Annotated in this window: 16 protein-coding genes; 11 read left to right on the top strand and 5 right to left on the bottom strand. The window is 60.3% G+C overall.

All coding sequences use genetic code 11. The features are described from left to right. Positions 1–103: 103 nt before the first annotated feature. The 8 genes from AB433_RS15810 (at position 104) to AB433_RS15775 (ending at position 8,679) form a co-directional block, all read left to right on the top strand. A complete protein-coding gene (locus AB433_RS15810; protein ID WP_047822361.1) occupies positions 104–1,417 on the top strand; it encodes a DNA cytosine methyltransferase in 1,314 nt (437 codons plus the stop codon). Beyond that, entirely contained in the window at positions 1,414–2,991 is a 1,578-nt protein-coding gene (locus tag AB433_RS15805) for an ATP-binding protein (RefSeq protein WP_053059217.1), read from the top strand. The genes AB433_RS15810 and AB433_RS15805 overlap by 4 nt, the downstream gene beginning before the upstream one ends. Beyond that, positions 2,984–5,176 (top strand): Z1 domain-containing protein, encoded by a 2,193-nt coding sequence (locus tag AB433_RS15800; RefSeq protein ID WP_047822357.1) that lies wholly within the window; start codon positions 2,984–2,986, stop codon positions 5,174–5,176. Before AB433_RS15805 ends, AB433_RS15800 begins: the two co-directional genes overlap by 8 nt. A 3-nt stretch (positions 5,177–5,179) precedes the next feature. Further along, a complete protein-coding gene (locus tag AB433_RS15795) occupies positions 5,180–6,154 on the top strand; it encodes a PD-(D/E)XK motif protein (RefSeq protein ID WP_047822355.1) in 975 nt (324 codons plus the stop codon). A gap of 111 nt (positions 6,155–6,265) precedes the next feature. Continuing rightward, positions 6,266–7,033, top strand: coding sequence for a hypothetical protein (locus tag AB433_RS15790; protein ID WP_047822353.1), 768 nt, complete (start codon positions 6,266–6,268; stop codon positions 7,031–7,033). 40 nt (positions 7,034–7,073) lie between these two features. Then, positions 7,074–7,766: an HNH endonuclease gene (locus AB433_RS15785; protein ID WP_047822351.1), complete on the top strand. Its 693-nt coding sequence runs from the start codon at positions 7,074–7,076 to the stop codon at positions 7,764–7,766. After that, on the top strand, positions 7,763–8,401 hold the full coding sequence (locus tag AB433_RS21080) for a hypothetical protein (protein WP_047822349.1): 639 nt from the start codon (positions 7,763–7,765) through the stop codon (positions 8,399–8,401). Before AB433_RS15785 ends, AB433_RS21080 begins: the two co-directional genes overlap by 4 nt. Then, entirely contained in the window at positions 8,401–8,679 is a 279-nt protein-coding gene (locus AB433_RS15775; RefSeq protein WP_047822347.1) for a nucleotidyltransferase domain-containing protein, read from the top strand. Before AB433_RS21080 ends, AB433_RS15775 begins: the two co-directional genes overlap by 1 nt. A 438-nt stretch (positions 8,680–9,117) precedes the next feature. Here the strand turns inward: AB433_RS15775 and AB433_RS15770 are convergent, their stop codons facing one another. The 3 genes from AB433_RS15770 to AB433_RS15760 are packed head-to-tail and all read right to left on the bottom strand — an operon-like array spanning position 9,118 to position 14,556. Continuing rightward, complete coding sequence (locus AB433_RS15770) at positions 9,118–12,369, bottom strand: error-prone DNA polymerase (RefSeq protein ID WP_047822345.1); 3,252 nt, start codon at positions 12,367–12,369, stop codon at positions 9,118–9,120. Further along, entirely contained in the window at positions 12,366–13,889 is a 1,524-nt protein-coding gene (locus AB433_RS15765; protein WP_047822343.1) for a Y-family DNA polymerase, read from the bottom strand. Before AB433_RS15765 ends, AB433_RS15770 begins: the two co-directional genes overlap by 4 nt. Beyond that, a complete protein-coding gene (locus tag AB433_RS15760; RefSeq protein WP_047822341.1) occupies positions 13,804–14,556 on the bottom strand; it encodes an ImuA family protein in 753 nt (250 codons plus the stop codon). The genes AB433_RS15765 and AB433_RS15760 overlap by 86 nt, the downstream gene beginning before the upstream one ends. A gap of 178 nt (positions 14,557–14,734) precedes the next feature. Here AB433_RS15760 and AB433_RS15755 point away from each other — a divergent pair, with 178 nt between their 5' ends. After that, positions 14,735–15,508: a hypothetical protein gene (locus AB433_RS15755; RefSeq protein ID WP_047822339.1), complete on the top strand. Its 774-nt coding sequence runs from the start codon at positions 14,735–14,737 to the stop codon at positions 15,506–15,508. Between the two features lie 14 nt (positions 15,509–15,522). On the opposite strand, the gene AB433_RS15750 is transcribed toward AB433_RS15755, so the two are convergent. Together AB433_RS15750 and AB433_RS15745 are read right to left on the bottom strand one after the other, a co-directional pair. Next, positions 15,523–16,224 (bottom strand): hypothetical protein, encoded by a 702-nt coding sequence (locus tag AB433_RS15750; RefSeq protein ID WP_156170855.1) that lies wholly within the window; start codon positions 16,222–16,224, stop codon positions 15,523–15,525. Positions 16,225–16,322: 98 nt separating this feature from the next. Then, complete coding sequence (locus tag AB433_RS15745) at positions 16,323–16,988, bottom strand: SOS response-associated peptidase (RefSeq protein WP_047822335.1); 666 nt, start codon at positions 16,986–16,988, stop codon at positions 16,323–16,325. Between the two features lie 244 nt (positions 16,989–17,232). On the opposite strand from AB433_RS15745, the gene AB433_RS15740 reads away from it, so the two are divergent. Together AB433_RS15740 and AB433_RS15735 are read left to right on the top strand one after the other, a co-directional pair. Continuing rightward, entirely contained in the window at positions 17,233–18,183 is a 951-nt protein-coding gene (locus AB433_RS15740; RefSeq protein WP_047822333.1) for an ArdC family protein, read from the top strand. Continuing rightward, positions 18,180–18,545, top strand: coding sequence for a DUF2958 domain-containing protein (locus AB433_RS15735; protein ID WP_047822331.1), 366 nt, complete (start codon positions 18,180–18,182; stop codon positions 18,543–18,545). Before AB433_RS15740 ends, AB433_RS15735 begins: the two co-directional genes overlap by 4 nt. Positions 18,546–18,636 lie beyond the last annotated feature (91 nt).

Genomic DNA, 18,636 nt, shown 5'->3' with positions numbered 1-18,636 from the left:
GCGAAATGAGGAAGACTTTACCGGGGAACTCAAGGTTTCTGGAACGTAATCTGCGATGAACCTTTCAGAAAATTAATCTTTGTGACTTTCTTATTGCGGTACTATGCCAGAATTTCGCTTTATTGATCTTTTCGCCGGTCTTGGCGGATTTCATCAGGCACTCGCATCACGGGGGGCTGAATGTGTTTTTGCGTCCGAACTGAACGTAAATCTCGCAGACCTTTACGAGAAGAATTTCGGCGTTCGGCCCGAGGGCGACATCAAGAAGGTCGATCTGAACTCCATCGCCGATCATGACGTTCTATGTGCCGGATTCCCCTGTCAGCCGTTTTCCAAGGCGGGCGACCAGAAAGGGTTGGAATGCCCGCAGTGGGGAAACCTGTTTGATTACGTTGTTGAAATTCTGCGGCTAAAGCGCCCTCGGTTCTTTATCATCGAGAATGTGCCGAACCTGATCCGCCACAAGGGTGGTACGACGTGGTCGCTAATTTGCGACCGCTTGAAAGAACTTGGCTACGATATTTCATTTGAGCGCCTATCGCCTCACATGTTCGGCATTCCCCAGAAGCGGGAGCGCGCCTTCATCGTTGGGGACCTTGATGGCTTGGGGGGATTCAAATGGCCCAAACCAGACCAACTTCCCGACGTTTGCATCACGACCGTTCTGGACAGTCAGCCAAATGACGCCTTGGCGCTTAGTGAAAATCACCTGCTTTATCTGCGGACATGGCAGGAATTCATTGATGCCTTCCCTGTTGATGTGGAGCTACCGTCATTCCCGATCTGGGCGATGGAGTTTGGCGCAACATATCCGCTCTATGGCGATACACCGCATAAACGCGGCTACGCCGGTCTGAACCGCTATAAGGGCGCGTTCGGGCAGGAGTTGAAAGGGCTGACGCCGGAGCAAGTGAAGGCAGCATTGCCTCCTTACGCGCAAACGTCACTCGGCGAGTTTCCCGACTGGAAGATCGATTTCATCCAGAAGAATCGAAAATTCTACAAAGAGCATCAGGATTTGATTGACCCGTGGATCGGCAAGATCAAAGGCTTTGCACCAAGTTTCCAAAAACTTGAGTGGAACTGCAAGGGCAGCGAGCGGGATATCTGGAAACATATCGTCCAGTTTCGCGCCAGTGGCATCCGCGTCAAAAAGCGCGACACTGCTCCCTCACTGATCGCGATGACGACCAGCCAAGTGCCGATCATCGCTTGGGAAAAGCGCTATATGACCCCGAGGGAGTGCAGCAGACTGCAAAGCATGGGGAACCTTCCCAATCTGCCTGACACCAAGGGCGGCGCATATAAGGCGTTCGGAAACGCCGTGAATGTCGATGTCGTTACTGCGATTTTCGACGCGCTGGTTGGTCGCGATGAAGAGATGGAAACCGAGCCACTTCTAGATGCGGCGGAATGATGGCGCAGGTCAGTTCAGTCAATATTCGCCCTGGCGTTAACGTTCTCTCGGTGCTCCCGCACCTGAACTACAAGGCATGGTTCGCGCTAGCCGAGTTCGTGGACAATGCCATTCAGAGCAGTATCGACCACAAGAAAGAACTGCGCGCTGTCGCGGGCAATGATTATCGCCTGAAAGTCGATATCGACTTCGATCCAGCCGAAAGCAAAATTACCGTTCGGGATAACGCTGCCGGAATCGCATCGTCCGACTACCAGCGGGCTTTTCGGCCTGCGGAAATTCCCCCCGATGCCTCCGGCCTTTCCGAATTTGGCATGGGGATGAAAAGTGCCGCCTGCTGGTTTGCGCCTAATTGGAGTGTGCGCTCAAGTGCTCTTGGGGAGCGTACGGAACGTACGGTCTTTTTCAATATCGATAAAATCGTGATGGACAGCATTGAGGAACTCAATGTGGTTTCCATCGATGTTGCAGAAGACCGGCACTATACCGAGATTCGGCTGGAGAACATCCGCAAATTTCCTCACGGAAAGACGATTGCGAAGATCAAGGAGCATCTAGCCAGCATCTATCGGGGCTATATTCGAGACGGGTCATTGGAACTTTGTGTGGATGGCATCCAACTCACATACGAAGAGCCAGCCATTCTCATTGCGGCGAATTATCGCGATCCCGATGGTCCTCTCGTCGAGTGGAAAAAAGAAATCGATATTGACTTGGGCGACGGAAAGTCAGCCACAGGTTTCGTCGCTATTCGTGAGGTCGCCAGCACACGGCTAGCAGGCCTCGCACTTTTTCGACGCAAACGACTTATCATGGGCAGCGCCGATGAAACATATCGCCCCGAAGACATCTTCGGGCGTTCCAATACATACCCTTACCAGCGTATATTTGGGGAAATTCACCTGAGGGGGTTTCATGTCAGTCACACGAAGGACGGCGTGAAATGGGAAGAAAGCGAAGATGAATTCCTTCGGAAGCTTCGCAAGGTTCTTTCGGACGAGGAGCTTCCGCTGATCCAGCAAGCCCGTGAGTATCGCACTCGGTCGGGGGCAAAAGCTGCGCGGAAGGATGCAGCTCAAGCATTGCAGAATACCGCGGACGGTTTCCGTCAAGCGACACCCCCTGCAAATGACATTGGATTAGAATTGGGTGTCATTGCGGACACCGCGCCTACGGCGGTGGTTGCCAATGACGCGGAACCACAGGATATCAGCGAGGCGGATCGTGAAGAGGCAGAACTGCGTCTTCAGTTTCGCAGCGAACCTTGGATCGTAAAGATCGAACTCTCCTACGTGGGCGACCCTGCCGACTGGCTGACGATCCGAAATCGTCCGTCGATCACTGATCCCGAACCACGCGAAATTCTTGTCCGGGTCGCGATGTTACACCCCTTCATGGCGCAGTTTCAAACTCTCGATTCCGAGGGTTTTTCAGCTATCTTGAAAGTGGCAGCGGCGATGGCTCTGGCGGAAGTGGCAGCTTCTGAGTTGGGCGATCATCACCCCTCAGCCGTGCGCCGATTCACCAATGAAATCCTCAAGACGCATTTTTCGAAGCGGGTGATCGATGACTAGCGGTACAATCAAGATCGCGCCTCCAAATCAATCAGAGGGCTGGAATCCCGTGCAAGGGGAAGCCTTCACCAGCCTGCTCAACGCGAACGATGCACTCTCGCAGGACGAGAAGGAATTGCTTCGGCGGGAAACGACCAAAATTCTTTCCGACTGCATCGACCCGGCGGAGCAGGAAAATACCAATACCGGCCTTGTCATTGGTTACGTGCAGAGCGGCAAGACTCTCTCGTTCACAGGGCTGACCGCGCTCGCACGGGACAATAAGTTCCGTCTGGTGATTTTACTGGCGGGCACCACGAATAATCTGGTCGAACAGTCGTATGATCGCATTCGAAGCGATCTGGAGATCGACACCAACCGCCAGTGGAAGCTTTTTTCAACCCAGCAAAAGGGATTTCAGACCGGCGAATTGGAACGCGTTCAAAGCGAATTGACCAAGTGGCAGCGCGGCAACCCACGCGCCCGCACCGTGTTGATCGTGTGCATGAAGCAGCACCAGCACCTCGATAATTTGGCAAAGCTCATGTCCAAGCTGGACCTCAAGGGCGTTCCGACACTGATCGTTGATGACGAAGGCGATCAGGCGGGCATCAATACGAAAGCGAAAAAGAACGAACAAAGCACGACATATGCGCGAATTCTCGCGCTGCGCGATCGCTTTCCCGAGCACAGCTATGTCCTTTACACGGCAACGCCGCAGGCTCCGTTGCTCATCAGCCGCATTGACACGCTTTCCCCGGATTTCGGCATGGTGCTCACCCCCGGCGAACAATATGTCGGTGGGCAGGATTTCTTCAGTCCTGCGGGACAGGAAAAATACATTGAGACGATCCTCGCCTCCGAAGTTCCTGATCCGCTCAATCCGCCGGTAAAACCTCCGAAAAGCTTACTCTCGGCAATGCGGGAGTTTTTTGTCGGAGTCGCGATTGGTTTGCTCGAAGGGCAGGATCGGAAGGGCAAAAACCGCTCCATGATGATCCATCCGGCTGTTCCGAAAAGTGACCACCTCATGTTCATGCGGTGGGTCAAGCAGACGAAAGAGGACTGGCGCACGATTCTCGATGATGCGGGGCATCCACGCCGCGAGGAGTTGCTGCAAGAATTTCAGGAAAGCACACTCGGTCTAATGAAGACCTATTCCTGCGAATTTACGTTCGACGAGATCACAGAATGTCTCTTGGAGGCAATCGAATCCACGGCAATTCAGGAGCTGAATACTCGAGAAAAATCGCGCATCCCGAGCATTGATTGGAAAGGTGAATATAGCTGGATTCTAATTGGTGGCATTGGCCTTGATCGCGGCTTTACCGTGGAAGGCCTGACAGTGAGCTACATGCCGCGCTCAACGGGTGTGGGTAACGCAGATAATATCCAGCAACGTGCGCGATTTTTCGGATACAAGCGCGGTTATCTGGGGTTGTGCCGCATTTATCTCACGACCGAAAATATCGATGCCTTCACCGATTACGTCAGACACGAGGAGTCGATCCGCTCATCGATCAGGCGGCACCTCGAAGAAGGCAAGACGCTCAAGGATTGGCGACGAACCTATTTCCTCGACCAGAAGCTCCAGCCAACCCGCTCGTCTGTCGTCCTGTTGGAGATGTATCAATCCAGGGGTAAGGGCGGCTGGATTGCGCCAGCCCACCCCCACGAAGACAGTGAAATTTTAGCGGAAAATCGAGAAACGGCGAACGCGATCCTTCGCGACCTTGATCTCTACGAATACGCCGAACCGGGCTGGAACGAAAAGCAGGCGGTGCCTGCATTTAGCGATTCCATCCGTTTGGCTGATTTCCTGCCTTACTTCGGGCGGCTGCGATACAAATGGCCTGACGACAATATGGAGCATTCCTCGTTGATGCTCATGCTGGATCGGCTGGTTGCTGAAGAACCCGAGACAACCTGTAGTTTTTATGCGTTCTCGGGGCCGTGGTCAGGCGCCGATGCTATTCGTTCGCTAAATGATGAGCAGCCTGCAAAAATCAAAAATCTCTTTCAGGGTTCGAACGCTCGCACAAATTATCCCGGTGCGCGGGCGCTTATTTCACAGCGCGACGTGACGTTCCAGCTTCACCGCTACAATTTGCAAACAAGTGACGGGAAGCGGACGCTGCGCGATGTACCGGTGTTCGCTGTGCATTTCCCTGATAAGCTGATCGAGCGGGTTTGGATCGAGCGGTAGTCGATGCTGTTCGAGACCTACACCGCACTCATCCGAAAATTTCCGTCAGGCTGTGCCAGCCTCTATGGCGAAGAATTGCAGAGGAAGTCAGGTGTCTGGCTCGCGGTCGATGAGCGATCATTCCCGTCATTGTTATTTTCTTGCCTGCCGTCCGATACGCGAAACGATATCGCATTGCGGTTCATCGGCGTGCAATTTGCGCGTGAATGTGAGATTGGCGTTGACGGTGGTGGTCATGCGAACGGGACGTTTAGCATTGTCCGATTGGAGGAAAATGATCCCGACCTCGTTCGGGTTTTTCTTCGGCTGCTGGAGGAAACCTTCTGCGGCGACGCACTGACCCCGCTTACGAACCGTGAAATCAGTGAGCGCATTCTCGAACTGGCGAACCTGTTCAGCCAACTCGAACACTCAGCAAAAGACCTTCTTGGACTATGGGGCGAGTTGCTGATTATTTCACGAGCTGCTGCGCCTGCGGCGGCAGCCGAGCGCTGGTGTCTGGATCGAAATGCGAAATATGATTTCGTGTGCGATGACTTCGCTCTGGAAGTCAAAACGACGCTTAAGCCGTCGCGGGTGCATAGGTTCGCACTCGATCAGTTGCGTCCTCATGGGGAACTCCCAGTTTATGTGGCGTCCGTTCAGGCGATACAGGCGCATGGCGGCACAACCGTTTCAGAGTTGATGGATCGTATTCTGGAAGTGATTACGGATGCCGAACTCAGACGATCTTTTCTCGCCCTTTGCTTGTTGAAAGGCGGAGAGGACATCTACAAAAGTGGCTTGAGGCTACAACTCCTCTCAGTCGAGACCGGCGTCGCTTACTTCGCGGCAGGAAATATTCCGGTTCCGATCGTGGATACAGCATCGCCAATTTCTAACGTCAAGTTCGACGTGTGCCTAGACCAATTGCAGTGTGTGGACCGTCAAAACTGTAATTCTCTCGCTCAATTGACGCGGCGGGCTGTCAATGAATGATACACCAGCTTGGCGAAGCTGAGAGCGCGTTGCAGCCTGTTTCAGGGTCGATCTGTCACGGTCAAACGTTACGATGACAACTAATGGCGACAGTCGCGAAGGATATGGTGGGTGCGAGAAATTGAGGATTTCTCTGATGATCGGCTGAAGGTCTGGTGCATCCACTGTGGTACTGTGATTGCCGACGTCGCGAGCAATCGCGACCATGTTCCGACTAAGTCGCTCCTGACGAAGACGCTTCGAGAAAGGGGCGCTGCCTATGACAGCGGCGCGGGCAACGAAATCGATTATCTGCCACAGGTTATGGTTTGTCGGGGCTGCAATTCCAGCTTCTCACCCGACGAGAACTACCTTCTCTGCGTGCTTCACGCGGTCATGGCTGGCAGCCTCTATCCCGATCCGACAAAGAATCCCGAAGCGGCAACCATTCTACGGAGTAACCGGCACGTAGTCCGATCCCTCAAGAGAGGGCCGGACGGACAGCTTTTTCTGTTCGAAAACCTGCAGCCGTTCACCCTCTATCCCGACCCCGACAAAGTACGGCGCGTGATTGTCAAGAACGCTCGGGGCCACGCCTATCACGAGATCGGCGAGCCGCTGCTGGAAGCACCTGATCACGTCGCATTCGTGCCGCTGGCGCAACTGAGTGCCGGACAGCGCGACGCATTCGAGACTGTTGGTACCGCCGCAGAATTTGCTGTTTGGCCAGAAGTCGGCAGTCGCATGACCGTCCAACTGCTCGACCGGGAAGCCATGGTCGGCGGCTGGATTACAGTTGAACCCGGTCGCTACCGCTATTCTATAGACTGGTCTGAAGCCGTAACGGTGAAAACCGTTATATGGGAGTATCTTGCTACCGAGACACGTTGGGAGCGATAGACATTGCCCTATGGCTTCGGCAGTAAAGAGCGGGGATCGAATGGCAGATCGCAAAGCTATACCAACTGCAACACGACTGCGCCTCTTTGCCGACGCATCGGGACACTGTCAGAAGCCGGATTGTCTCGACGTCCTGTTTCCGACGGAAATGGGTGGCGACAAGCACATCGCCGAAATGGCGCATGTCATTCCGCATGGTGATACCGGGCCACGACATGAGGACCGACCCGCCGATGCCTTCGATGCCGATGCGTTCGAGAATCTAATCTTACTGTGCCCAACCTGCCACACGAAGATCGACAAGAACCCTGAAGCCTATCCACGCCATCTTTTGCTCGATTGGAAGGAACGTCATTTTGCGAATCTGGCGCTCAAACAAGGCATCAAGGCCTATGACGATCGGGATCAGGCACGAGCGGCAGTCGCTGGCATTTTGGCTGAAAACCGGGCCATTTGGGAGAGATTTGCGCCGGGGCATGGGTCTGACTTCGAATATGATCCCGAGTCCGGCATCGCAGCAGCCTGGGATCAGCGGATGAGAAGCGTGATCCTGCCCAATCACTACCGCGCTCTGGCAATCATCGAGGCCAATCTACGGCTCGCCACCGAAAACGAGCGGCGCACCTTCGCCGAATATCAGGAGCATGTGCGGGGCTTGTCGGAGCGCCACGTTTGCGGCGTTTCCGGCCGCGCCATTCGGTTCCCGGAAGCGATGGAAGGCCTTTTCGCGTGAACTGGCAGATCAGATATGCGCTTGCCTCTTTCGCAAGGGAGGGGCGCTCGACCGCCGAGCACGTCGGCGGGGACGTTATCAAGATTATGACCCCGGATCGGCCCGAAGTGCTGGCCGCGATAACAACCGCCGAGACGATTGATCAGGCGACGGCGGCTCACTACCGGGAGCACGTCGCGGGGCTCGATTTTCTATGCGGCTATCGTGCTCAATGTGTCTGGGAGGGAGGAGCCATCCAGTATCTCGAAGAGAACGACGTGGGCTGGGGGAACTTCGGCACGCTAGCTTCAGCCACGCTAAAGGGCGATGCTAACTCAGCACCGCACAAGGTCTATAAATTCTCGGACAGGCTTTTGCGACAGTATGGTCGAACCGCGAAAATCGATCGCGAGTTCGATCGCATCCACCGCGTCACACTTCACAGCGGGGCAACCTTTCGGATCGGCATGATTGCAGAGTATGAGCCGACGGCCGACGAGGTCCGCAGTCTCTGGGCGCGGTTTGGCCCTGTCGACATTGTGTGGAACATCAATCCTAACGGCACGCCGCAGCCCGCAGCCGCCGCAGCTGGGCGTGAGTTAGGATGCGAGGTGATGAAATGGGACGAGTTGAAGGATCGCCTGAGCAAGGCCTGATGACGGCCAGCGAAATCGCGGCTTACCTCTTGGGCAAGTGCGCCTTGCTGGAGCATTTCGACGCATACATGTTCGGATCGACCCTGCACGGTGTTGGGCAAGACATTGATATCCTCATTGTCGGTCCGGGCGGCGATCTGCTGGCGCAGCTTAAGAAGGAAATCGATTGTGCGGGGGAAAGCTTGCCGCTTCACATCCTCTACATGCAGCCATCAGAAGAGCGTCACACCAAGTTTGTAGCGAGGGAGAAGTGCATTCCGCTAGTGCAACTTGTTTAGTCTACGTCGTAACTGAGTAGGAAGGAAACCTTTGCGAGCAGCGGTTTCAGGGGCCGTGAGGCTGCCCCTCATGGCCAAGATGGTGCAAATCTGTCGTTGTCGATGATTTTCAAAAGTCACACGATGATCAGCCAGTTCTCATTTTCATCCTGTCGGGTGCGCCAATTTTCCCTCAAATATCAGTGTCTTATCGGCCATCGGCAATCGTGGTCATTCGAAGCGTCGGCTGGCCACGGAAGCACCTGGCGCTCAACTCCCCCCGATTCTCCTTGGTTTTGCGTGGTTTCTGTAGCTTCTTGCGGAAGCGCCTCTCCTACTGGACGGCGCCCTTCCGCATCGTTGCCGAATCGCGCGTATCAGGAACGCAGATCGGACCCGCGAGCCGACCATGATCGACGCATGGTCGCTAATAAGCAGATCCCGTGGGCGAGCTGCGCTTCAATGAAAGTTTCGAGACTTCAATCTGAGCGTGCCTTCATGGCGATCCGCTCCGCGTGAGCCAGCCATGGGCGGTGGCCGATCGCGTGGGTCATCCGTTGCGCCAAATCGGGCGCCATCGTCGCGCCCACCGGGCTTCGGAAAGGCATCCCCCATTTCGCTGAGACCGGACAGCAAGGGCGTCAGATCGAACAGCTTCGCGCAAATGAGGTGGATCACATCGCCCTCGCGCTGGACGCGGCCCTGTATGCCAAGCATCGCCGAGGTCAGGACAATCCGCCGCTGCTTCTCGTACAGGTCCGGCCAGACCACGAGATTGGCGATGCCGGTCTCGTCTTCAATCGTGATGAAGGTGACATTCTTCGCCGAACCGGGCCGCTGGCGGACCAGCACTAGCCCGGCGGCGCGAACCGATCGGCCATCCCGGAGGCTGTTGGCCTCCGCGCAGGAGAGGAACCGCTGCTGAGCCAGGTCGGTGCGTAAGAACGCCACCGGATGCTGGCGCAGCGTCAAGCCGGTATGGCGATAATCCTCGACCACCTCGCGGCCCGCGGTCATCGCCTTCAGCCGCACGGCCTCCTCGACGATCTCAGCGGGCGGGCGCCCATCATCGCTCGCGCTCGCCGCGAACAGCGGCAACGGCTCATCGCGCAGCGCCTTGATCGCCCAGAGCGCCTCGCGCCGCGCCTGTCCGAACGCCGGACGGAACGCATCGGCTTCGGCCAGCTTCACCAGCGCGGCCGCCGGCACGCCCGCGCGGCGCCAGACCTCATCGATGTCGCCGAACGGCTGCCCGGCACGGGCCGCGACGATGGCGGCGGCATGGGCATTGGCGAGGCCGGAGACCCGGTTGAACCCGAGCCGAACCGCGAAACGATGGTCGCTTGTCGGCTCGAGCGTGCAATCCCAGCGCGAGGCATTGACGCAGACCGGGCGCACCTCGACCCCGTGCTGCTGTGCATCGCGCACGATCTGCGCCGGTGCATAGAAGCCCATCGGCTGACTGTTGAGCAGCGCGGCGCAGAAGACATCGGGGTGCCAGCATTTGAGCCAGGCGCTGGCATAGGCGATCAGCGCGAAGCTGGCGGCATGGGATTCGGGGAACCCATAGCTGCCGAACCCTTCGAGCTGGCCGATGATCTTTTCGGCGAACTCCTCGGTATAGCCGCGCTCGATCATGCCGCTCATCAGCCGTTCGCGGAAATGGGCCACGCCGCCGGTATGCTTGAACGTCGCCATCGCGCGGCGCAGCTGGTCGGCCTCGGCCGCGCTGAACCCGGCGCAGACCATCGCGACCTGCATCGCCTGTTCCTGGAACAGCGGCACGCCGAGCGTCTTGCCCAGCACCTTCTCCAGTTCGGGCGTCGGGAAGTCGACCTTCTCCTGGCCCTCGCGTCGCCGCAGATAGGGATGGACCATGTCGCCCTGGATCGGTCCGGGCCGCACGATCGCCACCTGGATGACGAGGTCATAATAGGTCCGAGGCTTGATGCGGGGCAGCATCGCCATTTGCGCCCGGCTCTCGATCTGGAAAGTGCCGAGTGTGTCGGCCTTGCGGATCATCGCATAGGTGCGCGGATCTTCGGCCGGGATCGACGCCAGATCGAGATCGATGCCCTTATGCGCGCGCAGCAGGTCGAACCCGCGCCGCATGGCCGAGAGCATCCCCAGCGCCAGCACATCGACCTTCATCATCTTGAGCGCATCGACATCATCCTTGTCCCATTCGATCACCTGGCGGTCTTCCATCGCGGCGGGCTCGATCGGGACCAGTTCATCGAGCCGGTCCTCGGTCAGCACGAATCCGCCCGGATGCTGGCTCAGATGGCGCGGGGTGCCGATGAGCTGGCGGGCAAGATCGAGGGTCAGCCGGAGGCGGCGATCGTCGAGGTTGAGGTTCAGCTCCTCGGCGTGCTTCGGTTCCGCGCCCTCGGTCGACCAGCCCCAGATCTGCGAGGACAGCAGCGCGATCATGTCCTCGGGCAGACCCATCGCCTTGCCGACATCGCGCAGCGCGCCCTTGGCGCGGTAGCGGATCACGGTCGAACAGAGGGCGGCGCGGGTTCTGCCATAGGTCTCATAGACCCACTGGATCACTTCCTCGCGGCGCTGGTGCTCGAAATCCACATCGATGTCGGGCGGCTCGCGCCGCTCCTCGCTGACGAACCGCTCGAACAGCAGGTTGTTGCGCGAGGGATCGATCGAGGTGATGCCGAGCACATAGCAGACCGCGCTATTAGCCGCGCTGCCGCGCCCCTGGCAGAGAATGCCCTGCGACCGTGCAAAGCGGACGATCGAATCGACCGTCAGAAAGTAAGGCGCATAATCGAGGCTCTCGATCAGGCCCAGCTCGTGCCGTAGCGTCGCCGCGACATCTTCAGGCAGGCCTTCAGGGAAGCGCTCCCTCGCGCCCGCCCAGGTCCGCTTCTCCAATGTCGCCTGCGCGGTCAGGCCGTCGTCGACCACTTCGTGCGGATATTGATAGGCCAGTTCATCAAGGCTGAACCGGCAGCGGTTCGCCAGTTCGAGCGAGCGTGCGACCGCTTCGGGCCAGAGGCGAAACAGCCGGGCCATCTCCTCCGGGGGCTTCAGATAGCGGTCGGCGTGGCGGTTCCTGGCGAACCCGACATCGTCGATCGTCCGGCCCTCGCGGATGCAGGTCATCACATCCTGAAGCATCCGGCGGTCGGGCGCATGGAACAGCACGTCATTGGTCGCGACCGTCGGCACGCCCGCCTGCGCCGCCATGTTGACCAGATCGTGCAGCCGCAGGAAATCACGCGGGCGGCGGCGCAGGGTCAGCGCCATGTAGCAGCGGCCCGGAAAGAGCGATGCGATGCGGCGCAGGCGCAGGGCGGTCGCATCGTCGGCCGCATCGGGCACGAGCATGGCGATCAGGCCTTCGCCCCAGTCGGCGAGATCGTCCCAATGCAATTCGCACTTCGCCTTGCCGGCGCGGGCCTTGCCGACCGACAGCATCCGGCAGAGCCCGGAATAGGCAGGCCGATCGGTCGGGTAGACGAGCATGTCCGTGCCATCGGTGAGGATCAGACGGCAGCCGACGATGAGCCGCACCCCCGTTTCCTTCGCCGCGACATGGGCGCGCACGATCCCGGCGAGGCTATTGCGGTCGGTGATCGCCAGCGCCTCGATCCCCAGCACCGCCGCGGTGGCGAACAGTTCCTCGGCGCTGCTCGCTCCCCGAAGGAAAGAGAAATGCGAGGCGCATTGGAGTTCGGCATAGCCGCTCATGCGAAGATGCCATGCAGATACCAGCGATGGTCGCCAGTGTTCGGATCTTCGCCATCGCCCCTGCGGAACAGCCAGAAGCGTTCGCCCGCTTCATCCTCGACCTGGAAATAATCCCGGACGACTGACAGCTCGCCATCGCGCACCCACCATTCCCCGAAGATGCGTTCGGGACCGTCGGCGCGCTTCACGCGGCGGCGCACGCCGCCCCAGGTAAAGCTGGCGGGCGGATGATCGGGCAGCAGCGCCATGGCTTCCACCGGCGCGGGCGGATCGAGCAGGCGCGACGGACGCGGCCAGTCGTTCGGCCAGGAGACGCCGATCGGCGCGGCAAGCGGTTCAATCCGCGCGACGCTGCGCTCGGGCACCTCGCTCTGGGTCGGCGCGCAGCGATAGAGCCGGCCATGCGCCATGCGATTGGCGAGCGTATCGACCAGATCGGAGAGATCGGGCGCCGCCGGCTCGATCAGGCTGGTCACCGTGCTGCGATAGTCGAGCGGCTCGGCCACGCTGGCGGTGAGCGTCATCAGCTCGATCCCGAACCCTGGCGCTATGGTCTCGATCTTGTCGCAAAGCAGCCGGGTCATCCGCTTCACATCGCGCAGCGGCTTGGCAGTGCCCGCACGGATCGCCTCGATGCGATTGTCGACACGGGTAAACAGCAGGTCGAGCCGCCGCGCGCCGAGACCCTCCCGTTCCAGCTCCTCGCAGAGCTGGACCACCAGCTTGCCAGTATAGCGCGCCAGCGTCTCGGGCGCGCCGATCGGTTCGGCAAAGGCGCGGCGCACGCGGATCAGTTCGGGCGCTTCGACCAGTTCGAACGGTTCCCCGGTCCGGCCGTAGGCCTGATCGAGACGGCGGCCGACCTCGGGGCCGAACCGCAGGGTCAGCGGCGCGCGCGGCATCGCCGCAAGCTCGCCGACCGTGTCGACGCCGAGACGGCGCAGCGAATCGACCGTGGCCGCGTCGAGCCGCAAGGCCGCGATCGGCAGCGGCGCCAGCTGCGCGTCGAGATCGCCCGGTTCGACGATGATTAAGGGTGATCGGCTGAAGCGCGCCAGACCATGCGCGGCGCCATAGGTCGGCGCGATCGCGATGCGCGCGGCAATCCCGGTGTCGGCAAGGCGCTTCGCGAGATCGGCGACGAAACCCTCTTCACCGCCCAGCAGATGCGAGGCGCCGGCCATGTCGAGCCGGAGCCCGTCGGGCGGGTCCGCCGCGACGATCGGCGAATAACGCCGGAGCGCCCAGATCGCGAGCCGTTCGAGCGCCGCCTCGTCGCCCGCCGGATCGGCATCGCGCACGTCGAGGCCCGCCACCAGCGCCTGCGCCTTGGCGACCGCCATGCCGGGCATAATCCCTTCCGCCCGCGCGGCGGCATTGAAGGCAAGGATCAGGCGCTTGCGGCCCTCGCGGCCGACCAGCGCCAGCGGGGTCTCAGGCGACGGCGCCGATGCGCCGAGTGTCCGTATCAGCCGGTCCGTTGGCCAGCTCGGCAGGAAGAGCGAGACGGCCCGCGTCATCGCAGGCCTCCAGCTCGAAGTCCGCGCAGTCGCCCGCGCGCGCCCGGATCAGCTCGACCAGCCAGCGCGCCCGGCTGACGCCGGGCACCGGCAACGGCGCGGACGGGAGCGCGGTAACGCGCCAGCGAGTGACGCTCGCGGTCGGCTGCCCGAAGTCGGCCGCTTCGGTCATGCGCCGCCAGCGCCGGATGGCGAGCGCGAACGTGCCGGATTCTTCCGCACAGAGCTGCAAGCGGCGCGAGACCACCATCGGCAGGCGGGTAAGCTCGCCCACCACGGCCGACAAGCCGCCATGGCGCAGCCCTTCCTCCATGCAGGCCAGCACCGCCTTTTCCTCGCCGACCTCGGCGAAGATCACGCGGTCGGGATGGAGGCCCGCCTGCGCCAACGACGGGGCGAAGAGATCGCGCCGGGTCATGCACCACAGCACCTGTCCCGATGTGCGCGCGGCAATGCCGGCCGCAAACAGTGCCGCGGCCGCGCCGTGGACGGCGCCGTTGCCGCCGCCGGCCACTTCGTGCAGCGCGCCCAGCGCCAGACCGCCGCCCGGCACCTTGCGGTCCACCGCCTCGATCCCGAACGGCAGCACGCCGCGCGCGCGCTTCCCGCCCGATTCGATGCGGGCGATCTGATCGCGGAGCGCGGAAATCTGTGCGTTGGCGGGCATGGGCGGCGAGTCGAAAACATCTGCGTTGTTCCAAATGTTCTCTAATTGTTCCTCCTTGCCGCGAGAGTCAATCTGATCGCCGTGTCCTGCGACCCTTCGCGCCGCGCACGATCATTCGATTTCAGCACAACGGGAAAGAAACGTCTTCTCGCTATCGCCGGAAACGAGAGGGGGAAGAATGTCCGACGAACTCGCTGACGCCCAGGCCTGGTATGATCGCGCACAGCACCACATCGCTGAGTATCGGTCGCTCGCCTATGGGGAGAATGACCGGACATGGCAGCTTCGCCGGGACAGGGCCGATGATGGCCGTCACATCTACTCGCTGCATTTCAATCGCGGACTGTTCCCGCTGTTGAAGCCGATCGCCTGCGAGGCTGCGAACGCCATGTTCCAGTCGCTCGACAACATCATCGCCACGGCCGCCCGGCAGGCTGGGGTGCCACGTTCCCCTCAGATCGCCTGGCCATGGGCGCTTCAGCCCGATACCGACTCCAACTTGGCAGGCGCCGTGAAACCCGTGATCGACAGCCGCCTGAACGACATGCGCAAACGCGGAATGCCCGAAGCATGGCTGGATCTGGTCGCCGCAACCTTCGCCGAGCACGCGATGGGCCTTGTCCACATTGATGTGGTCAAGGAAGTCTCTCTCAGCGGCAAGCATTGGGAACTGGTGCCAACGAAGGCGAACGCGGTCGCGATCGGTTGGCATCTGCCGGGAAGCGCCGCCCAGAGCTTCGCGGATATCCCGGCGGATCACTTCGAGACAGAAGATGTTTTCGTCTTTCACGAGGGCGACCCCATTGAGGTGAGTCAGTTTCAGATCGTCGCGGGAACGAAGCTCATCGCGCCGGGAAAGGCGCACCAGCCGGAACCGGTTTCTGCCTTCGGGTACACGTCGCGCTTTGTTGAAACGGCTCTCGCCAATGCAAGAGTGCTTCTGGCGACGTGACCTTCACCTATCGTTCACGCCGATGCTCGCTCATCCGGCGTGATCAGAAAACTGGCCATCCACTGCCGTTCTTCCGGCGACGGATCGAATGCCACGCCTTCCCCCATCGGCTTCCAGTAGCGGCAATTCTCGATTTCATCGTGAAACACCAACTCGGCCGTCAGGAACAGCATCCACACATTTCCGCGCATCGAACTCACAATGAAGCTGAGGGCTTCATCATCCGGCGTGTAGCGCAGTAACGGTTCGAACGCGGCATGGGCTGGCCCGATATGAACGAACTGATTGCTCAACATTCCATAATACATGCCGAGCGGCTCCAGCACCTCTTTCGCCCATCCGACGCATTTTGTGGATTGTAGCGTGCCGCCGTGGAACTCTTCCAGAGCCGTGGGCCGGATCGCGATCGCGATCACTGTGGCGATCGTCTCGATCAATGACCGGGCAAGCATCCCATATTGGCGCCGATAGCCATGCCGAGCGACCTCAATGCTCGCTAGATAGGTGCTCATCGCACTCGACAGCAGTCGGGACACCGTCGCCTTGTATCCATTGTCGTCCAAGCGCGGCAGATGCCGAACGCACAGGCCGGCTGCCAGTCCGAATACCGCGCTGCACGCCGCGATATCGTCCTTGGCCACCAGATCGAACGATCGCCGGATCTTGGGGCCGTCACGCCGCAATTGATTCTGGATCATGTCCTTGGTGGTGAACACGAAACGCTCGCTATCGGTGTCGATGTGGAGCGTCGCCACCTTGTCGCGCGGCGGGAATTTCGGTCTTGCGCCTCGGGTGTTGCGCCTGGATCGCCTGCTCATAGAAATACTGCGCTTCCGTCCGACTTGTCGCCCTTGGCGACGATAGTCAGCGCATGATCGGGTAATGGGCGCTGCAACGCCGCGACTTCATCCCAGGGTGCGTTGAGCCAGCTATCCCATTCCTCCTTTTTGGTTAGGATCACCGGCATCGCTTTGGGGTGATAGCGCCCTACCTCAGCGTTCGCCTCTGTGGTCAGGAAACCGAACAGATCGCAGCTTATCTCGCCTTCGGCCTTTTTCCGTACCGAGGTCCAGTGGGTCCAGATCCCTGCGAAGAATGCCAGCGGCCGATCCTCGCTCAGCGCGAACCAGACCGGCTTGCGGTCGCCGCCGGGTGACTGGTCTGGTTCGCTGAAGGAGGTGAACGGCACCAGACAGCGTGATTGAGAGCCGAGCCAGCGGCGCCAGTGCGGACTTTTCGTATTGCGGATGTTGGTCACACCCTTGTCGACCGATTTGCCTTCGAGCGCGAAGGCCGGCGATGGCATTCCCCATCGCGCCATCACCATTTCCCGACCACATTCCTGGTTGCGGACAATGGGCGCCGGGTAATCAGGATAGATCCCGGCCATCGCCGGCAGGTTGCAGGTGTGGTCGGCCATCACCTCGGCGAGTTCGCGAATCGCCGCCTGACCTTTGACCAGAGAGTAGAGGTTGCACATCCCGGCATCATGCCGCCGTTTCTGTGCGGGGCAATCGATAGTCTTGGTGTGGATTTGGCCGGGAGGGCTTGGGGGGAAAGACTTCCCCTGACCGCAAGCCCGCGACGCGGTCTTTCGCTACCCCTTCGAGCGGGGGCATGCCGCCCCCGCAACGCCCCCGCGAGAGTGAGAGGAAAGCCGGATTTTCGTGACGGGTTGAGCGTCGCGAGAGAGGCTCGGGACCGACCCGTCGCGGAGATACGCGATGGCGCGCAAGTTCAAATCCCGGCCAGCAGTTCCTGACCGGCTGACCCTCTATCAGGACATCACCAACCAGATCATCGCCGAGCTGGAAGCCGGCCGCGTGCCCTGGGTGCAGCCCTGGGCCTCGGCCAAGGCCCCGCTCCAGATGCCGCACAACGCGTCGAGCAGCCGCTGCTATTCCGGGATCAACATTCTCATTCTTTGGCACGCGGTGGTCTCGCGGGGATTTTCGAGCAACGCCTTCCTGACCTTTCGCCAGGCGCTCGAACTCGGCGGCAATGTCTGCAAAGGCGCGACCGGCACCACTGTCGTCTATGCCCATCGCTTCACCCCGGGCGATGAACGGCGCCAGGCCGCCGAGGAAGGCCGCACGCCAGGCACGATACCGTTCCTGAAGCGCTTCACGGTGTTCAATCTGGACCAGTGCGAGGGGCTGCCTGACGCCTATACCGCCGCGATCCCACGACCCGATCCCGATCAGATCCTTCCCGAGGCGGAAACCCTGATCAAAGCGACGGGCGCGGATTTCCGTATCGGCGGAGATCAGGCATATTATGACGTGGCGAACGACCGGGTCTGCGTCCCGCCACCCTCGCGCTATTTCGATCCGATAAACTGGAATCGAACCGCTTTTCATGAACTCGGTCACTGGACGGGCAGCAAAGAGCGCCTCGACCGGGACCAGAGCGGCCGCTTCGGCTCGGAGACATATGGACGCGAGGAACTGGTCGCCGAGATGGCCGGCGCCTTCGTCTGCGCTGCGCTCGGCATCGAACCCACTGTCCGCCATTCCGACTATATCGGGGCGTGGCTCGACATCATGCGCGCGGATGATCGCGCGATCGTTCGTGCCGCGAGCGCCGCATCGAAGGCGGCCGACTATCTACTGGCCTTCCGCGATGCTCCCGGCATTGAGGCCCGAAGCGCTCCGACCGAACGGAGGGCGGCATGACCCTTCTGACCCCCGAGCTGCGCGCGCAGCTCATCGCCAATGCCGCCGACCCAAGTGGTGACCATCTGCCGGTCGCGAAATTCTTCAATCCCGTGGGCGCGGGCGTGTGGCTTGCGACGATGCTCGAACCCGATGGCGATACCCTGCACGGCATCGCCGATCTCGATATGGATTGCGTCGACTATGGCGTGTTCAGCCTGGCCGAACTGCAAGGCCTCGACGTCGGGCTTCAGCTCGGCGTCGAGCGCGACATCCTGTTCGAGACGACGGCGCCGATCTCGGTGTGGATCGATATCGCCGACATAGCCGGCGGTATCCGCGCAGCCGAGCGCATCATCGCTCGGCTAGAGCGGGAGGGCTGATCCATGCGCTTTCGCAAATGGCCCAGGCCCACGCAATAGGAAGAAACGTCGCGCAAACGCGCGGCGTTTCTCACCAAACAGCGCCGCGAGC

It is taken from the genome of Croceicoccus naphthovorans, from assembly GCF_001028705.1.
Taxonomy (GTDB): Bacteria; Pseudomonadota; Alphaproteobacteria; order Sphingomonadales; family Sphingomonadaceae; genus Croceicoccus; species Croceicoccus naphthovorans.
This window is presented reverse-complemented; position numbering and strand designations above follow the sequence as displayed.